The sequence below is a fragment of the Sphingobacterium sp. UT-1RO-CII-1 genome (assembly GCF_026711005.1).
In the GTDB taxonomy this organism is placed as follows: Bacteria; Bacteroidota; Bacteroidia; order Sphingobacteriales; family Sphingobacteriaceae; genus Sphingobacterium.
The window spans coordinates 368469-386871 of the sequence record NZ_JAPPVJ010000004.1 but is presented as its reverse complement, the minus strand read 5'-3'; the positions used below and the strand labels follow the sequence as shown (position 1 = coordinate 386871).

The following is an 18403-nucleotide window of genomic DNA, read 5'->3' as shown; positions in this document are numbered from 1 at the left end:
TGATTTGTTCAGTAAAAAATTGAAAACATGTGTAATAACATGTAGTTAAAAAAATATAACTTTACACATGACTAATACCAATTGGACTTTCTCTCAAAAAACAAGTTTCAGATTTGCCTCTATTTTTATCATAACGTTTATTATACTTTTTAATAACGGCGCATATCCTTTATTCAATTATGTTATTCAGCCTATAGAACAAGAAATTTATAAATGCTTAACATGGTTCGCCAAAAATATAATAAGCTACTCTGGAGCAATAGAGACACAGAATACAGGAAGTGGAGATAGTACCTATGCATGGTTTACTTTAATTAGTATCCTGATAGTAGCCATTATCGGTAGTATCATCTGGTCTATTTTAGATCGCAACAGAAAAAATTATGATGTTTTTTATTATTGGTTAATTACATTTATTCGTTATTATATAGCCTTTATGCTGATAAACTACGGCACGATTAAACTTACACACTCACAAATGCTCCCTCCTGGTTTGAATAGATTGATGCAACCTTTGGGAGAATTTTCACCAATGGGGCTAGCTTGGACTTATTTCGGATACTCGTATGGTTATAATATTTTTGTTGGAATTGCCGAAATATTAGCAGGCCTTTTACTCTTCAGAAAAACAATTGTCTTAGGTGCTTTGGTCACAGCGGCAGTGAGCATAAATATAATGAGCACTAATTATTTCTTCGATGTCCCAGTTAAAATTACATCAACCGCACTTTTACTACTTTCAATCTTCATATTATTGCCTTATATACAATCTTTATATGATTTTTTCATTCGGGAGAAACCAGCGCAGATAATAAGTTATAAGCGACCGAAATATGATAAAAAGTGGAAAAACAAGTTAATATTGATCGTTAAAATAAGTGTTCTTGTTATTTTTGGTATACAACAAATAAATGGTCTGTTGAATAGACACAAATTCATTGAACATTATTTAAAAAAGTCTCCCCTTTATGGTATTTATCATATTGAGAAAGAAGGGACCGCGCCCCTTCCCAACGGATGGCAATCAATAATTTTTGAATACGAAGGAAATGCATCAGTCCGGGACACATACTATAAAAGCATCACAATAGCCCCAACAATTGATACCGTAGAAAAGAAACTATCTCTAAACAACCATACTTATAATTACGAAAAACTTAAAAACGGCGATATCCGACTCACGAAAACGATCGATAACCGCATCGAGGAAATAAAGTTCATTCGAAAAAAAGAACAAGACTTTGAATTAATGAAGCGCAAGTTTAACTGGGTACAGGATTATCCTTACAACCGCTAGGGAAAACCAATACAGACATCACCCTATAAGTTTATTCGCAAAGGTTAGATATGCATGGAGAGCGCTTTGTATAAATTGGCCATAAGATTCATTGATCAATACACCATTTTCGTCAAAACACTCTTGAATATTAGCTAAATAAACTTCCGGTTGCTGAAGTGTTGGCATATTTAGAAAAGTTAGCACCTGGCGCAAATGGTGATTGGCGCCAAAACCTGACAAACCACTGATCGAAGAAGAAATAATCATGGCGGGCTTACCGTCCCAGACATTCTGTCCATAAGGCCGGGAACCAACATCTAGGGCGTTTTTTAATGCTGCAGGTATGGATCTGTTATGTTCAGGTGTAATAAAAATAACAGCATCCAATGCCTTAATTTTTTCTCGAAAAGGCTTATAACTACCAGGTAGCCCTTCCTTATCATAATCTTGGTTGTAAATAGGAAGATCTGCTATAAATATACGTTCAAAATCGTATCCCGAAGGAGTTTGCTGCATCAAATAATCAGCAACCATACCTGTATAAGCTTTTTTACGAATAGAGCCTACAACTATACCTATCTTTCTATTAGCCATAATATTAGTTTTTTTAATTAGATGTTTATTAGATGTGTAACATCGATATAAAAAGAAACAACTAATTGACTCAAAATGTTTTGAATTTATTTTAATGCTTTTAATTTAAGCATTAAAATAAATTTAAAATCTACTACACAGCTTTATTCGTACTGATGGCTATTCTATTCCAGGTATTGATGGTAGCAATGCTCATGATGATGAGAGCTATATATTCAGCATCGAACAACCTTTCAGCTGCTTTATAAGTTTCATCACTTAATCCATTCTTACTGATTAAAGTAATCTCTTCGGTCATCGCTAAAACAACACGTTCTTCTTCCGAAAACAGAGTTGTTTCTCTCCAAGCGTTTAACAAAAAAATACGCTGCGCTGTTTCCCCCTGTTTTAATGCATCTTGCGTATGCATATTGATACAAAAAGCACAACCATTGATTTGTGAAGCTCGTATTTTTATAAGCTCAAGATGTGTTTTTGATAGTTTAGAGTTCTGAATAAAATCCTCCAGTGCCATCACTTTTTTATAAGCCCCAGAAGCTGCAGTAGAAATATCAATCCGCTTTTGCATACCCATATAATTTTAATAAACCTAAAGTACAAAAAAAGCCCCACTACTTGGGAAGAGGTTCCAATACACACATGGCCTCCATAAGCATACAGCCTGACAAATGAGCTGTTAGACTGACACCCCTACGTGATGTAGGAGCTGACCACCAGTTGCCACCGTACAACATACTTTCTTGATTCACTCCGTTTTCCCACATCACCTTAGCAGATAAGCTGATATAATCATGAAATTTTTTGCGCGTTTTAAGATCCAAATTAGGCTCATTAACCAACTTCACAAAATAACGAAAGAATATACCATTAAATAGCCCTCCATCACCTGAAGAAGCATCCTTCAAAACCCCGCTATTAGTTGACATTTGATCTACTACGTAGCTTGCAGCTTTCACCGCCTCCGATAAGTAAGCCTCATCCCCAGTAATTTTGTATAGCTCGTGGGCAGCGCCAATAAATGTACCCTGATTATAAGTGAAAACCATAGGACTAACCTCTCCTTTTAAGTTCATGTTATCATAAACCTTGCCTGTTTTTGCATTATACAAATTGTCCCGTAACCATTTATATATTTTTAGAGCCTCCTCTAGATAGGCATGCTTTGGTTTCTCACTCACATGAATGATGGCATCATACATGTTATAGATACGAGCAGCAATAATAGCCGCTGGCCCGTTAGAACATGCATTTTTTGATTTGCTTACATCAGTTTTCCAAGTAATACCTCCATTCCATGGTTTTTCATCTTCTGGTCCCCACGTCGTCCAAATCCAATCATCATATAGTTGCCTAGCTTTTAGCAAGTACTGTTCACGCTGTGTACTCTCATACATTCTTAATTGTGCTAAAGCAATCCATTCCATATCATCTACGAACTCATTCCACCAAGGGTCAGTATCTTTACCTGAAAAATTGAACTTCGGAGCACCTTCCCACCATAATGGATAAAAGTTAAGGTACTGTTGATTCGATGTCCGTAAATAAGCATCAACAATTACGTCCATTGCATGAGCTTGTGGCCAATAATGATTAGTGGACATATTAGAAAGATCACTCTCATAGTTAAAGTAATAACGATTTGGATAAGCTTCAAAACTTGCACCCCAAAAATGTTTAACCAAAGCATTTACCATTCCCTCGGCAACAGCATTCCAATTTACGACAGTATCACTAGTTGCCTCTTCAGCATGATATGTTGGTTGAGAAGTCTTCCATACCTCTCCCTTAGATACACCAAGAGGAAAAAGCAACCATATACATACTAGTACAAAAAATATTTTCTTCATTTATGCTCCTATTTACTCTCCTCCCATTAAAGGGTCTGTTTGACTTCCCCTTCCTGTCTCCACGTGACCTGCATAGCGTTGGTAAAAGGCTTTTTCAGTTTCATTTTTCACTTCAATATCATACCATCCATGCGAACTGTCTAAGCTGACTAATATCTCTTTACCTGCTGAAAGTTTATACGAATGGTTTTTACCTCCATAGGAAAGGGTTCGTACGGTCACTTCCGGTGAATTACTAGATAACTTTAATAGAATTGCTTGTTTTTTATTAGCAATCCTATGTTCCAGTATAAGTGAAGACCGCTTTGAGTTAATGACTTTAGCTCCCCTAAACTCTCTAAAAAAACCATTAGGGCCATAAACCTCTAGGTGATAATTATCTCCATTAAATTGATCAAGCGGCCAATGGTATTCTAATGGTTCCTGCTCTCTGACAGCAAAATTCCATACACGGCCAACTTCTTTGTCTGCACCGTAAGCTGTGCGGCTTATCACAATAAAAGGAATGCCTACTGTTTTAGTTTTTGGTAGCTTACCAGCGAGCTCAAACCTCACACACAACTCACTTTTATCGCCACGTGTCTTTATAAAAACATCAGCCTGAGCATCGTAAGGAATAGCACAAGCCGGCTTAGTTCCCGGCTCTTGCTTCGGCAACAAATGCTGGTATGCTGCCCCGCTTTTGATAGTTTCTAATTCTTGCGCATTGAGCAAATGAAAATTACCAGGAAGATCTTTATCTTTTGCTGCATGGATGCGTTCTACATAACTGTTTCGGTTGACTGCTTCCAAAACAGGCGAACTACTTTCTTCAACCGGCCGGAATATAGATGTTAAATTACCGCATACCAAACGGCGCCATGGGCTCACATTTGTTTCTATAATTTTCTTTCCTGTCTTTTTTTCCAAAAAATGCTCCAAAAACATTAAGGGTGAAGTAAGGTCGCAAACCTCAGAATTTACCCAGCCACCTTTAGACCAAGGCGATGCAACAACCAACGGCACCCGATATCCAAGGCCAATAGGACTATCAATTGTGGCGTCTGGATTGTTCGTGCGCTTTTTCTCCTGTTCAGCAGTAACGTATTCATCTCGAGTATCAATACCGCTTGCTACTGCTCCACTTTCAGGCCTAGTACTTAAAGGAGGAACAAAAGGCGAAATATGATCGAAATAACCATCATTCTCATCATAATTAAGAATAAATATCGTTTTTTTCCATACCTCAGGATTGTTAGTCAAAATATCTAAGGCTTCTGAAACATACCAAGCACCGTACCAAGGGTAGCCCGGGTGATCAGAGAAATATCCAGGAGCCACTAACCAAGAAACCGTAGGAAGATTACCATCATTTACATCTTTACGAAATTGATACAACACATCTCCCTTAGGCACTTTAACTTCATTTTTAACGCCTTGATTTTGGTAAGATATCGTCTCTAAACTGTGATAATCAGGATCACCTATATTCGTCAACAAAGCTCTTTCATGAATTTGCTTTTCGAAATCGGTTAACTTATCATAGTTTTCTTTACTAAATTGCAAGTGCTCTGTTTGCAAGACTGTCAATTCTTTCATCAACTTTTGACGGGTTTCGTCTGCTATATTTTCATCCTTTAACAAATCTTGTATTTCAGGAATTCTTTTTGCCCTAAACTGTCTCCTTGCCGGGTGAAAACGCACGCCATACTGCTTATAAAACTCTAAGTTATTATTTGTGAAGTTGGCCAACCAACCGTCCTCCTCTCCTTCAAAACCAATATCAATGCTTAATTCATTTTGATATACTTTCCAGTCTATACCTGCTTTTTGCAGACGTTCAGGATAGGTTGTCCAACTGACATCTCTATAGTTAATTTGTCCGTTATCTACATGGGCTGTAGAGTCGCCATTTCTCGGTTCTTCTCGTATTGCGCCACTCCAAAAGTAAGAACGATTGGCACTGGTTCCTGTAAGAGAAGAACAAAAATGTTGGTCACATACGGTAAATGCATCTCCAAATGCATAATAAAACGGAATATCTTGACGACTGTGGTAGCCCATAGTTAGAGGTAAGTGCTCATAGGCTTTATTGCGGGGCCGTTTCGCTTCAAGCCAGGTATCCATTTTACCATTATTACGAGCTTCCACCATATCTCTCCAACCATGTGGCAGTGACCCCATCCATGTTGTCTTTGTATTTTCTATATCTAAGCGAAAAGGGCCATAACTCTTATTTTCTGCATCCGTTTGAAACCAAACAGGAAAGCCATTTGGTAGTTTCATGGCTCGAGGGTCATTGAACCCCCTAACACCGCGCATTGTGCCATAGCAATGATCAAAAGAACGATTTTCCTGCATTAAAAAAACAACATGTTCTGCATCTAAATAAGTACTACCCACTGGCGCGTTAATAGCTAAAGCACGTTGTATAGATTCAGGCAGTAAATTACTCATCGTAGTCACTCCGGCTAAAAGTGACGCTTTCTTTAAAAATTCTCTCCTTGTATTCATAGAGTGGTTAATTTTAAATTAGGTCTAGAAAATTTATATTCTGAGTATGAAAGTACAAAGAATATACATCAGGATGAAATAATATATTATTTCATATCGACTCTACCTTTCAACAAGTTATAACCGAAAAGACTCTCCAACTGCCATTAATTACCAAATCTCTAACTACAGAGTGGCATATCCTGTATTTAATGCGAATTATCAACAAAACACAATTATTCTTATACAAAGCCACGATATACCTTGACTAATTTCTGACCTTCTTACCTTTGTAGTCAACAAAAAATTACCGTACCTTTGTACCACTTTGAACTTAGAATGCTTTACATTATAAAATAAGCTATTTATATACTCTAAGTAACACTCAAAGAAGTAAAGCTAGAAGAAAGTTTTAGTCTATGTAATATCCACTACACGAGATATGAAAACAAAATATTTATTATCTATATGCAGTATTTTCGTACTGTTCTTTCATACGACAGCAAACGCACAAAAAACAACAGAAAATCGTATTAAAAAGCAAGATACCACTGAACTTTCTTTAGTGGCAGATAGTATATCAGCTCTGCCTGATAGTAGCATCATCCTAAAAAAAGGTTTTTTCAAACGTGTAGCTCATTATTTTGAGGAAGCTAAAAAAGACAAGTCACAAAGTAAATTTGACGTTTCTTTTATTGGAGGGCCTAGCTACTCCGTAGATACAAAATTTGGTATAGGGCTTATTGCCTCTGGACTTTATAGAATAGATAAAGAAGATTTAAGCCTTGCGCCTTCGGATGTAGCTGTGTATACAAACTTCACAACAAGTGGATTTCTAGCTATTGGCATACAGAATACTACCATTTTTCCTAATGATAAGTATAGACTTAATTATGACATGAGCTTCAGGTACATGCCTAGTAAATTTTATGGTATTGGCTATGAAGCCGGCGCAAGAGATAACCCGACCGACTACGATGAGTATTACGTAGGGTTGCAAATGGATATCCGTAGAAAGATCTTACCCAATACTTACATAGGCTTTGCTTTTTCAGCACAAAATAACAAAGCAAAAAAATTTGAAGATATCGCCTTAAAACCCGATGGACCATCGAATAACACGGCCGTCGGAGCTGGTTTTATTTTATCGTATGACTCTAGAGATTTTATTCCAAACGCAAGTAAAGGTTTATTCATCCAATACGATCAGATGTTTTTCCCTACAGTGTTAGGGAGCAAAAACTACTTTGGGAACATCAACTTCACAGCTCGGGCCTATCAAGAAGTATGGCAAAATGGTCTTCTAGCATTTGATCTGAATGGAGAATTTAAAAATGGGGATGTTCCATGGACTATGCTGTCAAAATTAGGAGGCGCACGGCAGATGCGTGGTTATTTCAACGGACAATACAGAGATAGAAAGCAAATCAATAGCCAAATTGAGCTGAGGCAAAAAATAAAAGGCCGGCATGGAGTAGCTGCTTGGGCCGGTGCCGGGAATATTTTTGAAACAATTAACAAATTTGACTGGTCTCAAACCTTACCCACTTATGGTATAGGCTATAGATGGGAGTTTAAAAACAGAGTCAATGTACGCTTAGATTATGGGTTTGGGAAGCGACAAAACGGCTTCTACTTCAATATCTACGAATCATTTTAATGGATTTTCATGCCTAAGAATATACACATAACAAAAAAATACACAAAAGTAATAGACAATCCCATTGCTCTGTTTTGGTTTTATATTCTAGTGAATATGGCTCCAAGCCTATATTTTGCAATAACACAACCCATTGATATTATTGGCAAATTAGTCATAATCCTATTCCCTTTGGGACTATACATGACCATATTCTCTTTATTTAAAAACTCTGGTGCTTGGCTTCTTCTGTGTTTTCCTTTAATTTTTCTACATGCATTCCAAATCGTACTCTTCTACTTATATGGTGAAGATGTCATAGCGGCTGATATGTTCTTGAATGTTGCAACGACCAACACTTCAGAAATAAACGAACTATTAGGTAGTTTACTTCCTTCGATTGTGCTAGTTTGCGCTTTATATATACCACCCCTAGTATTGGCTATATTGCAATGGAAGAAAAAAAACTATTTGGACCGCTTCTTTAGAAGACAGACATTACGCCCCGCCCTATTATTGTTAATGGCATCTTTATTATTATCATTTTTTAGTGTGAATAAAAACACAGGTTCATTTGCGTTTAAACATGAAGTATATCCTATTAACACATTATATAATCTGCAATTCGCAGTAAATAAATGGAATAGGATAAAACAATACCCAGAGACATCAAAAGATTTTTATTTTCAGGCACATAGAAAAGATACACAACATACAGAAAGACAAATTTATGTGTTAGTAATTGGCGAAACAAGCAGAGCTGACAATTGGCAACTCTACGGCTATAATCGAAAAACTACACCCAATCTCCGGAACCAGAATAATCTTTATGTTTTTGAAGATGCTTTAACGCAGTCTAACACCACCCATAAAAGTGTTTCCATTATCCTGTCAGATGTTGAGGCTAAAGACTATAATAATATCTATCAGAAAAAGGGAATAATACAAGCATTTAAAGAGGCTGGCTTTAAAACAATATGCCTCTCCAATCAAGCAGAAAACGCCTCTTTTATCGAATTTTTCACTAAAGATGCAGATATTTACAAGACTATCCGGACAACAGATACCAAAACAGGCATAACAGTAAACCATTATGATGAAGAACTAGTAGCTTTAATGGAAGAAGAAATTGAACAAAATTCTGGTGATTTATTTATTCTATTACATACTTACGGTTCACACTTCAATTATATGGAACGCTACCCATCGGAGTTTAAGAATTTTGTTCCAGACCAAGTAAATAGCGTTAGCAGATCATATCGTAAAGAGCTGGTAAATGCATATGATAATACCATCTTATATACGGATTTCTTTTTATCAAAAACGATTAAAAGCCTAGAACAGACTCAGGCAAAAGTTGCTTTATTATATACGTCAGATCATGGAGAAGATTTATTTGACGATAATAGAAATAAATTTTTACATGCTTCTCCCACACCAACTTATTATCAACTTCGCATACCTTTTATCATGTGGTTTTCGGATGGATATATAAATCAAAATACGAGCCGGATGCATGCTGTAGGACAGAACAGAAAGAAACCCATATCTACCAACACTGTTTTCCACACCATGCTCCATGCCGCTCATATACAAACTGACTATCTGAAGCAAGAACTATCACTGGTAAGTGAAACGCTCGTAACAGAACCCCGCATGTATTTAAACGACCATGATATTGCGGTTCCTTATCTAAAAATGAATCTTAAAAAAGAAGACTTCGATATGCTCGAAAAAAACAATATACAAGAATAAAAAACATAGGCATGAAAACACAATTCAACATATTACTATTTATTACATGCTTGGCGCCGTTATTTGGTGTAGCACAAAGTGAACGAGTAGAACCCATACAATTAGGAAATATGAATCACTGGATGGTACGCGAAATAAAAGAGTCATTCGTCATTGGGGGAAAAACACAATATTTATACGAAATAACAGAAACAAAAGACACCCTCAAAAACAATACACCCTATAAAAACATGTCATCTCCCTGGGCTACATCCTCAGTACTAGCTACTGTGAACGGTGTTACTAAAGGTAGTGTAACTGTTTTTCCTGAAAAAAGAGACAACGGATATGCAGCACGATTGGAAACTCGCATTGAAAAAGTAAAAGTTTTGGGGGTAATTAACATCAATGTGCTGGCCAGTGGCACTATATTCCTAGGGGAAATGGTAGAACCTATCACAAATACTAAAAATGCACAAAGCAAATTAGTAACAGGAATTCCATTTACAAAAAAGCCTACAGCCTTACAGTTTGATTATAAAGTCACAACCGGGGGACCTTCTAAACGGGTAAACGGAATGGGAAGTGGATCTAATGCCAATCGAAATGATAAAGCAGAAGTTCAGATCCTACTACAAAAAAGGTGGGAAGATAAAGATGGAAATGTTTATGCTAAACGCATAGGTACAGGCTGGGAACTTATGGAGAAAACAGTAAGCAACTGGCAAAACAAGCACCGCTTAAAGGTAAATTATGGCGATATCAGCAAACAAAGCTTTTACAACAATACCATGGCGCTTAAAAACGGGGATAATGCATATTACACAAGAAACAGTAGAGGAAAAATGGTACCTATACAAGAGCAGAGCTGGGGCACTCAGGATGAAGAAGTCACTCATTTAATCGTGCAGTTCTCTTCCAGCAACGGGGGCGCCTTTATTGGAAATACGGACAGTCGCCTTTGGGTAGATAATGTAGGCTTGGTATACTAAATAAGACACAGCTTATTTACGAACTTCGTATTCTAGAATAAGCTGTGCATCAATATAATTATAAGCTGCGTTTAGATATTCATTTTTTGCTTGCTGGAGCATAAAATCAGCCTGATAAACTTCACTGATAAGGAGACGACCTTCCTTAAACTGCTGTTCTATCAACTCCTTATTATCTTTTACCAGGTTATAATTATCTTTCAAAAAAACATACTGTTCATAGGTAAAATCAACATCTTTTTTAGCCTGTAAAAAGCTTAGAGCTAACTGTCGTTGTTTATCCATATAAGCTGTTTGATTCGCCTGATGTTGATAAGAAATAATACTTCGTTGCTTTTTACTATGCAGCCAATCTGTAATAGGAACCACAACACCAGTTTTGATGTAAGAGTTTCCGTAAAAGTTTTGATCTTTGAAAGGGTCAAATGCGTTATTAAAATAGCTAGTCCCGTAATAACCTCCCAAAATAACCCGAGGCAAGTTCTTGGCTTTCTCTTCTTTTATTTTATACTGCAATACCTCACCCTGCTGCTCAATAGCTCGCAAAGACAAACTCATCTCTGATTTTTCTAAATCATTAAAAGAGAGAAACAGACTTTCTATGCTATCCTCAAATATAATATCAAAATGATCGTGCGGATTATGTCCCAACTCATACAACAGGCTCGAGATGGCCTTGTCAAAAATATTGTGCGCTTCTGCGGTTCGTGACTTTGCCAAATTATAATCACTCTGCCCCTCATTAAATGTTATTTTCGTAATTCTACCCGCTTCAAACCGCTCAGTTAAAACTCCTAGTACTTGTTTTTTAGCTATTAACTCCCGCTCATATAAAGCTACTTGCTCCTTGGCTAACAAAGCTGCGACATAAGCTTTACTAGCTTGGAAATACGCTTCATTTTCTGCAACCTTTTGATTTGTATTCGCAATATCAACTTCTAAACTTTTTATCTTTAGTTCACTTTTAGAACTGGGTTTAAAAAGTTCGTAATTTAAGTTTAATCCTGTATTTCCCGTCCATCTTGTCGAGAATTTCAAAGGTAATATGTCGTTCTCACCCGCGTGTTGGTTAAATGCTTTTGCTGGCACCGGTGTTACGGGGATAATAAGGTTTCGCTGCAAATTAAAGTCGCCAAATACTTCGGGATATCTTTTTGTTTTTTCTAAAGAAAGTTGTTCTTCTGCCTCCCAAAATTCATACTGTCTGATTTTTACTTCAGCATTATTACTAAGAGCTTTTTCTCTTACTTTGTCCAAACTCAGAACTAGTGTACCCTGCTGAGCCGAAAGTATATTTACGACTAATAATAGGACTATGATCAATATATAATTAATGTATTTCATTAATATGTCTTCTAAAAAGAATTATGTTTTGAGCACCTCTCCCCGTTTACTTTCATTTAATACGTACAGTTAAAAGACTGAGGCTGGTTCTACCTTCCTGATTTTAAAAACTGCAAATAGCGAACCTCCCACACTCATGAAAAGAGTAATAATAAATAATCCTAAACTAAATGGCCCATTGAAATCCAAGGTCATACCTACATTTTCTAAGCCTTTTTGAAATAAAATCAATAGTGCATAAGCAATAGCAAAACCTATACAAGCAAATAAAACAGCCTGCATAAGTATTAACCTACTGACGTAACTATTAGTAGCTCCGATAGCTTTCAACGTTCCATAATCTTGTAATCGATCTAAAGCAGATGAGTACAAGGTAAGTCCAATAATAAAAAAACCACTTATAATAGCAAAAACAACCAAAGAGCCAAAACTAACGCCTGTATTTGTCCTAACCAATATCTCATTTATAGTAATATCCCGTATATCTTTTGATCGCCAGGCACTAAGCCCCATAAATGTTCCATTGATTGTATCAATTACCTGCTGTATATCTACTCCTTTCGCAGGCCGGACAATAACCAAATTAATCTGGAAAGGAGGGTAATTACTATAAAAACGAGCATTATCTATATTAGTATACACATAGTTCCCGCCATAGCCCTGCGCATATTTTGTCTTTACTTTTACCGTTGCTGCTTTTTTATTTATTTCAATCGTCTCATTGATAGAAAGTTCAGTTTTCCAACTTCTTTCATTAAAATATTCTATCGATATATTCCCCGTACTGTTCAGTTCATCCCGGTTTCCTTCAAAAACCACATCAGATTTAGGGCCGGCAACAAATGAAGGTCCTTGACTTCCTATCAATAATACAGTCGCTGTCTTACCATCTTTAAACGTAGCTGGTGCGGAAGCAATAATAACAGGAAATGCCTCGAGTACACCTTCGATGCTTTTCACCTCTTGAACAAGCCTTTCATCAATTGGATTTAGCGCATTAATATTCTTAGACAATTCATCTACTATCCAAATATCATCTTCATTTGAATTCGAGTGGATTTCTATTCCTCCCATCAAATTTGTAAGAAAAAAGAGTGTAGATAGTTGTTGTCCAATGAGAAAAACACTAATGATTATACCCACTATTACCCCAATACTTTTAGGCTTATCATAACGCATAAACTTCAAGGCTGTTTTAATCATAACACTGTTTTTAGTTATACTAATACACCTTATGGTTTAATCTTGTAAATAAATCTCGCACTCAACCTTCTGATTAATCAATAGGTTCTCCTCACTTTTTAATGATGCTTTGAAACGCCGTACCCGCCGGTCGGATTGCTCGCCCGACTTTTCATAGAATAAAGATTTATCATCTAAAATTGCGGATAAATAATAAACTTTGGCCTGGGCAATAATCTTCTGAGTACCTGCAATCTTCACTACAACACTATCTCCTACATGAACACGATTGGCAAATATTTCGTCAATCTCACCATGCACGATAAGTTCGTCCGAAGGAATTAATGTGGCAAAAGACACAAGAGGAGAAATTGCGGTTCCTTCCTTGACATCCATTCGGATTAATCTTCCCTCCCAATCCGAGCGAATGCGTCTTGAAATGATTTCCTTTTGTGCCTTTCCCCGTTGTGACGCTAAAACAGAAAGATCAGCGCGCCCTGCCTCAACATTCTTACGAGCAGTGTTTAACTGCGCTAATAGTAAGTCATGATCACGCTTTTTATTATAGACCGCATACTGCGTTTCAGCTCCTGTTTCGGCTAATCTTTGACTAACCTCAAGATCACGTTTGAGCTCTGCTATTTCGACTTCATACTGTTTCATAGCTGCTAAATCAGCTTCTACTTTCAATCGTTGCACTTCGACCTGATTGGAAGCTATCTTTTCATCAACTTCTTTGCTATCCGACTTCAATTCAAAAATCACTTCTCCAACTGCAACTACATCTCCTTCTTCTTTAAAAAGCTTAGAGACAACACCACTTTCGTCAGTAGCTAAATCAACAAATCCACGTTGAGGTTCAATCTTCCCTAAGGCAGAGACTTTAGCTACATTTTCTGGAACAGAAAGGTCTTTAGCCTTAATACGATGTAACCTTTCTTCTGCTTTTTTATTGCCACAGGACAACAAGAAGAAAAGTCCAATAATTACGACTGGTAACCTAAGTATATTTTTTATAACCCACATAAACTTATTCGATCTGTTTAGGATTGCTATTTATTTAACACTTCACTATTAGAACTGCACGACACCTTCCCCTCTTCGACATAAATTATTTCATCAGCATATTGCTTAAGCCTAAGGTCATGGGTCACGACAATCACCGCTTTCCCTTCCTGGCTTAAAACTTTTAGATCACTCATTATTATGCCTGCACTTTTTGCATCTAACGAAGCCGTCGGTTCATCACATAACAAAATTGGCGCATCCGTCACCAGCGCGCGTGCAATAGCAACACGCTGTTTTTGTCCACCACTTAATTTTCGGGGCAACATCTGCTTACGATCCAGCATATTTACTCTTTTCAGCACATCTTCAGCCCGTAGTTTGGCTTGTTTTGCATCATCACCCTTTAAAAGAAGAGGCTGCATTACATTCTCTAACGCTGTAAGTGGCTGCAACAAATTAAAATGCTGGAATACAAATCCCACTTTATCGAGACGGACCAACGCCAATTGCTTTTCATTTAGACCGGTAACCTCTTGGCCATCGATAAAAATTCTTCCCGATGTTGGATACACCACACAACCTATTAACGATATTAATGTTGTTTTTCCAGAGCCCGATGGCCCAACTATTAGTGTCAATTTATTACTATAAATATCCAAGCTTGTACTATCCAGCGCAACAATCGAAGTATCACCTGTTTGGTATACTTTATTCACCTCCCTTAAACTAACAATTATAGACATTTATGTTTCTTTTACCCCTACTCAATTAAACTTTTTAACACAACTTAGCTCACATACCAGACCAGTACTGAATAGCATGCGAATAAAATTACTACAAATTGGTTTCAAAAAGAAAACGATCAAGTATATTGTACTATACTTGATCGTTTATCTAGCAATTTAACACATAAAGTGTTTACTTCACCTCCACTCCTCTTATTATCTTACGGCCATACGGAATACTTCAACTATCATTATGCATATTCCATCATTAGCAATAAAATAATACATTTAGTCAGTCTTAAATCTAAGATAATATTCCAGGTCACATCTTTGCATCCATCAACCGATCGCTTTTTGAATTTGGAGCTCCCATCTTGATTTTAATAACAAAAGCTCTATCCGACTGAAAGCTCTTAGGAAGAGTGATGTCATAATATGTATTCTTATCCAGATCAAGCCCTATATCGGCATGTTTAACGCCTAATGACTGTAGTCCATCCAATAAGAGCGCCGCTACCGGCACCTCTGTTGCTACCTTCGGAACGGTAATACGAACGTTATTATTAACCGGCCTATTAATAACAGTTAAATATAAATCTTCTCCCTTTTGTGTATAGTATCCCAACTTTGAGACGGGTAGATCTGAATGACGTACACCATAAACTGCTTCACCATTAATTTTCATCCAATCGCCCAGCTCCTTCGCAATAATATCTTCCCCTGGATGCATTAATCCGTTTCCGTCTGGCCCGAAATTCAATACAAGGTTTCCATTCATGGAGACAGATTGCATCATTAAATCGATAATGTCATCAGTCGTTTTAGTATATAAACCTGTCCAATCTTTCATATACCCCCAGCCGTTTGGCGGGATTGTCATAACCGCATCCCAATCATTGCCATCAAGCCAAGCATAATCCTGAGGAAATTTTCGTTCCCAGCCTTGTTCATAATCACCTAAAAGCGCACCATTACTATCAAAATGTCTAGCGCCATTTTCATCATTTCTAAAGCGTGATCCTATCACCAAATCTTTATGTTTATCCCTAAGTTCTTTTTCCAGCTGATAAGTAAAATCATAAGCAGATTTCCACGAAGCATCCCATGTACCATCAAACCAAAGCCCTTTTACCTGAGGATAGTTATCTAAAAGCTCAAGCAACTGATTTCGTGTATACTTTAAAAAACGATTGAACTTTTCGTTTTCCTCTGTAGTTTTTGGTTCAGCATAGAGGTAATCCGGATTATTCCATTCTAAAACAGAAAAATAAAGGTAAACATCAATGCCTTCTGCAGTGTAAGCGTCGACCACTTCTTTAACGATATCTTTTTTATACGGAGATTTTGTGATATTATAATCCGAATATTTGGTTGGCCATAATGCAAAACCGTCGTGGTGCTTAGTGGTAAAAATCAAATACTTTGCCCCCATTTCTTTTGCTTGCTTTGCCCATTTTTTTGCATCAAAATCTTTCGCCTCAAACTGCTTATAAAGATTATCGTAAATGTTCTGCCAACCTTTTGGAGCAGTAGGCCCTCTCCAAGTACGAATCCACTCAGAAGCTGCAGCACCACCACGCGCGCTTACCCCCTCCCACTCATTGCCCGGTATCGCATAAACACCCCAGTGTATAAACTGACCCAAACCATAATCTCTGAAAGCTTCCATATTGGCATCCTTACGATTTGTAGGCGTTATAGGACCATATTTTAATTCTACCTGCTCTGCAGGTTTCTTTTTAGGTCCGGTCCATTGAGCCCAAACACACGAACATGTGCTTATAAAAAGTGTCGATAAGGCTATACGTTTAATTATGTTTCTCATATACATTTACTAATACTTTTTTTAATAGTTCATTCCTTTCTAGGTACATATATAATACATCTCCATTTTCTCGTAGAAAAAAAGAAACACTACTTATAAAAAATAGAGCTATAGATTTATAATCACCCAAATGAAGTGTACATAAAGGTATAGATATAATTGAAAAATGGGTTTAACAATCGTTTGTTTCAAAAACGAAATCGTTTTCGAAATAAACGATATCAATATACATTTCTTAAAATATAACCTTAAGACCAAAATTACCGAGCAGATGCAGAGCACGATCCATAAGGTTAAAAATAAACGATTCGCTATTTAACCTTTAGAGAGCTCTTAAAATATCTAGGAAAATTATATAAACATAATATCAAACTAATTAAAGCTAAACTACCGGCCAACAAGAAAGGCATACCAGGGAAATAAAAAGTAGCATCATCATTTGTAAAATAAGAAAAAATGCTAGTCATTATGGGAGGAGCAATAAATGTTGTAAGCCCAAGCAAACAACCTAATGCACCCTGTAAAGCTCCTTGCTCACGAGCTGATACTGCAGATGAAATTATGCTTTGCATAGCAGTTCCCTGTATTCCACCTAGAATAAAAATAATAATGCCTATGTAAATCAATATCGGGAACGAAGCCAATGCAAATAAAAAGAAACCTACGCAGGTAAGAAACAACCCGAGAAGCAACATTTTATACTCGCCTATTAATTTAATTACATACCCAACTCCCCATATCTGTACGAAAATAGACAATGCGCCAATGACAGCTAAAGAATAACCCACATCTATGTTACTCCAATTAAATTTTTCGATTGTGAAAAACGCCCATACACTCTCCATACTATGATTGGCAATAGAAACAAAAACCATAGAGAGTATGAGTTTCCATACTATAGGAAATTTCTTCAATTGCCCTAATGCTCCCAACGGATGCACTCGCTTCCATTCAAATTTTCGTCTATTTTCTTTAGCTAAAGACTCTGAAAAGAGAAAATAGCCAAATATGAAGTTCAATAAACTGAGTATAGCTGAAAAAATAAAAGGAACTTGGCTTCCCCATTGCCCTAGAACACCACCAATCGCTGGTCCTAAAATAAAGCCAGCACCAAATGCGGCATTAATAAATCCAAAATTTTTCGTTCGGTTATCGTCTGTGCTAATATCACCTATACACGCCGAAGCAACTGAAAAACTAGCACCCGTTACCCCCGCAATGATCCGACCAATAAAAAGCCAAAAGATACTAGGGGCAAAAGCCATGAAAACACAATCAATACTAAACCCCAACAAAGAGCTCAATAACACAGGGCGCCGACCATATCTATCACTTAAATTACCTAAAAGTGGCGCACATATAAACTGCATGAATGCATAACTAAAAGCAAGCCAGCCCCCGTATTTTGCGGCAGTGCTCATACTAGAAGATAGTAAAGTGGACAATAATTGAGGCAAAACTGGAAAAATAACACCAAAACTCATGGTGTCAATAGTAACTACTATTATAATAAAAAAAAGTGTATATCTCTGTTTCGGTTTCATCTTATGAGACAGTTTTGGTTGCACAGGTCTATAACCTATACAGCTTTGATAAAAAATAAAAAAACATGCAAAATTTTCCGATAGGAACTATCGAAAAATATAATTTTCTAGAAATGAAAATTTACTATTGCCTCATAATGCTACAAATATAGAAATATTTGAAGCATACCCAATGATATAACGAAGAAATTAACTAAAAAAACAATTGTATTAGATCA

Annotated in this window: 14 protein-coding genes; 4 read left to right on the top strand and 10 right to left on the bottom strand. The window is 36.8% G+C overall.

The genetic code is table 11. The features are described from left to right. The first annotated feature begins 67 nt into the window (after positions 1-67). Positions 68-1297 (top strand): DoxX family protein, encoded by a 1230-nt coding sequence (locus ORI89_RS11380; RefSeq protein WP_268230605.1) that lies wholly within the window; start codon positions 68-70, stop codon positions 1295-1297. Positions 1298-1315: 18 nt separating this feature from the next. Here the strand turns inward: ORI89_RS11380 and ORI89_RS11375 are convergent, their stop codons facing one another. From ORI89_RS11375 to ORI89_RS11360, 4 genes are all read right to left on the bottom strand, one after another. Further along, positions 1316-1873 (bottom strand): NADPH-dependent FMN reductase, encoded by a 558-nt coding sequence (locus tag ORI89_RS11375; protein ID WP_268230604.1) that lies wholly within the window; start codon positions 1871-1873, stop codon positions 1316-1318. 133 nt (positions 1874-2006) lie between these two features. After that, entirely contained in the window at positions 2007-2441 is a 435-nt protein-coding gene (locus ORI89_RS11370) for a carboxymuconolactone decarboxylase family protein (RefSeq protein ID WP_268230603.1), read from the bottom strand. A 43-nt stretch (positions 2442-2484) separates the two neighbouring features. Beyond that, positions 2485-3720 (bottom strand): glycoside hydrolase family 76 protein, encoded by a 1236-nt coding sequence (locus tag ORI89_RS11365; RefSeq protein WP_268230602.1) that lies wholly within the window; start codon positions 3718-3720, stop codon positions 2485-2487. A 12-nt stretch (positions 3721-3732) separates the two neighbouring features. Next, positions 3733-6213: a phosphocholine-specific phospholipase C gene (locus ORI89_RS11360; protein WP_268230601.1), complete on the bottom strand. Its 2481-nt coding sequence runs from the start codon at positions 6211-6213 to the stop codon at positions 3733-3735. A gap of 421 nt (positions 6214-6634) precedes the next feature. Between ORI89_RS11360 and ORI89_RS11355 the strand changes: the two genes are divergently transcribed. From ORI89_RS11355 to ORI89_RS11345, 3 genes are read left to right on the top strand one after another with little or no spacing between them, the layout of a single operon-like run. Continuing rightward, positions 6635-7852 carry a BamA/TamA family outer membrane protein gene (locus ORI89_RS11355; RefSeq protein ID WP_268230600.1) on the top strand — a complete coding sequence of 406 codons (1218 nt, stop codon included), beginning with the start codon at positions 6635-6637 and terminating at the stop codon, positions 7850-7852. Between the two features lie 9 nt (positions 7853-7861). Further along, positions 7862-9586: a phosphoethanolamine transferase gene (locus ORI89_RS11350; protein WP_268230599.1), complete on the top strand. Its 1725-nt coding sequence runs from the start codon at positions 7862-7864 to the stop codon at positions 9584-9586. 11 nt (positions 9587-9597) lie between these two features. Further along, positions 9598-10557, top strand: a complete 960-nt coding sequence (locus tag ORI89_RS11345) for a PCMD domain-containing protein (protein ID WP_268230598.1) — start codon at positions 9598-9600, stop codon at positions 10555-10557. A gap of 12 nt (positions 10558-10569) precedes the next feature. On the opposite strand, the gene ORI89_RS11340 is transcribed toward ORI89_RS11345, so the two are convergent. From ORI89_RS11340 to ORI89_RS11315, 6 genes are all read right to left on the bottom strand, one after another. Beyond that, positions 10570-11901 (bottom strand): TolC family protein, encoded by a 1332-nt coding sequence (locus tag ORI89_RS11340; RefSeq protein WP_268230597.1) that lies wholly within the window; start codon positions 11899-11901, stop codon positions 10570-10572. A 69-nt stretch (positions 11902-11970) separates the two neighbouring features. Next, positions 11971-13104: an ABC transporter permease gene (locus ORI89_RS11335; protein ID WP_268230596.1), complete on the bottom strand. Its 1134-nt coding sequence runs from the start codon at positions 13102-13104 to the stop codon at positions 11971-11973. A gap of 36 nt (positions 13105-13140) precedes the next feature. Continuing rightward, the gene (locus ORI89_RS11330) at positions 13141-14109 is read right to left on the bottom strand and encodes an efflux RND transporter periplasmic adaptor subunit (protein WP_268230595.1); all 969 of its coding nucleotides are present in this window, start codon (positions 14107-14109) and stop codon (positions 13141-13143) included. 26 nt (positions 14110-14135) lie between these two features. Then, positions 14136-14834: an ABC transporter ATP-binding protein gene (locus tag ORI89_RS11325; RefSeq protein ID WP_268230594.1), complete on the bottom strand. Its 699-nt coding sequence runs from the start codon at positions 14832-14834 to the stop codon at positions 14136-14138. Between the two features lie 304 nt (positions 14835-15138). Further along, entirely contained in the window at positions 15139-16641 is a 1503-nt protein-coding gene (locus tag ORI89_RS11320; protein WP_268230593.1) for an alpha-L-fucosidase, read from the bottom strand. A 311-nt stretch (positions 16642-16952) separates the two neighbouring features. Continuing rightward, positions 16953-18185, bottom strand: a complete 1233-nt coding sequence (locus ORI89_RS11315) for a TCR/Tet family MFS transporter (protein ID WP_268230592.1) — start codon at positions 18183-18185, stop codon at positions 16953-16955. Positions 18186-18403: the final 218 nt, after the last annotated feature.

Excerpts from the sequence above, each read along its gene's own strand:
- ORI89_RS11355 (WP_268230600.1), top strand. The coding sequence starts at position 6,635 with ATGAAAACAAAATATTTATTATCTATATGCAGTATTTTCGTACTGTTC.
- ORI89_RS11365 (WP_268230602.1), bottom strand. The coding sequence starts at position 3,720 with ATGAAGAAAATATTTTTTGTACTAGTATGTATATGGTTGCTTTTTCCT.
- ORI89_RS11345 (WP_268230598.1), top strand. The coding sequence starts at position 9,598 with ATGAAAACACAATTCAACATATTACTATTTATTACATGCTTGGCGCCG.
- ORI89_RS11325 (WP_268230594.1), bottom strand. The coding sequence starts at position 14,834 with ATGTCTATAATTGTTAGTTTAAGGGAGGTGAATAAAGTATACCAAACA.
- ORI89_RS11340 (WP_268230597.1), bottom strand. The coding sequence starts at position 11,901 with ATGAAATACATTAATTATATATTGATCATAGTCCTATTATTAGTCGTA.
- ORI89_RS11375 (WP_268230604.1), bottom strand. The coding sequence starts at position 1,873 with ATGGCTAATAGAAAGATAGGTATAGTTGTAGGCTCTATTCGTAAAAAA.
- ORI89_RS11330 (WP_268230595.1), bottom strand. The coding sequence starts at position 14,109 with ATGTGGGTTATAAAAAATATACTTAGGTTACCAGTCGTAATTATTGGA.
- ORI89_RS11360 (WP_268230601.1), bottom strand. The coding sequence starts at position 6,213 with ATGAATACAAGGAGAGAATTTTTAAAGAAAGCGTCACTTTTAGCCGGA.
- ORI89_RS11315 (WP_268230592.1), bottom strand. The coding sequence starts at position 18,185 with ATGAAACCGAAACAGAGATATACACTTTTTTTTATTATAATAGTAGTT.
- ORI89_RS11320 (WP_268230593.1), bottom strand. The coding sequence starts at position 16,641 with ATGAGAAACATAATTAAACGTATAGCCTTATCGACACTTTTTATAAGC.
- ORI89_RS11380 (WP_268230605.1), top strand. The coding sequence starts at position 68 with ATGACTAATACCAATTGGACTTTCTCTCAAAAAACAAGTTTCAGATTT.
- ORI89_RS11350 (WP_268230599.1), top strand. The coding sequence starts at position 7,862 with ATGCCTAAGAATATACACATAACAAAAAAATACACAAAAGTAATAGAC.
- ORI89_RS11335 (WP_268230596.1), bottom strand. The coding sequence starts at position 13,104 with ATGATTAAAACAGCCTTGAAGTTTATGCGTTATGATAAGCCTAAAAGT.
- ORI89_RS11370 (WP_268230603.1), bottom strand. The coding sequence starts at position 2,441 with ATGCAAAAGCGGATTGATATTTCTACTGCAGCTTCTGGGGCTTATAAA.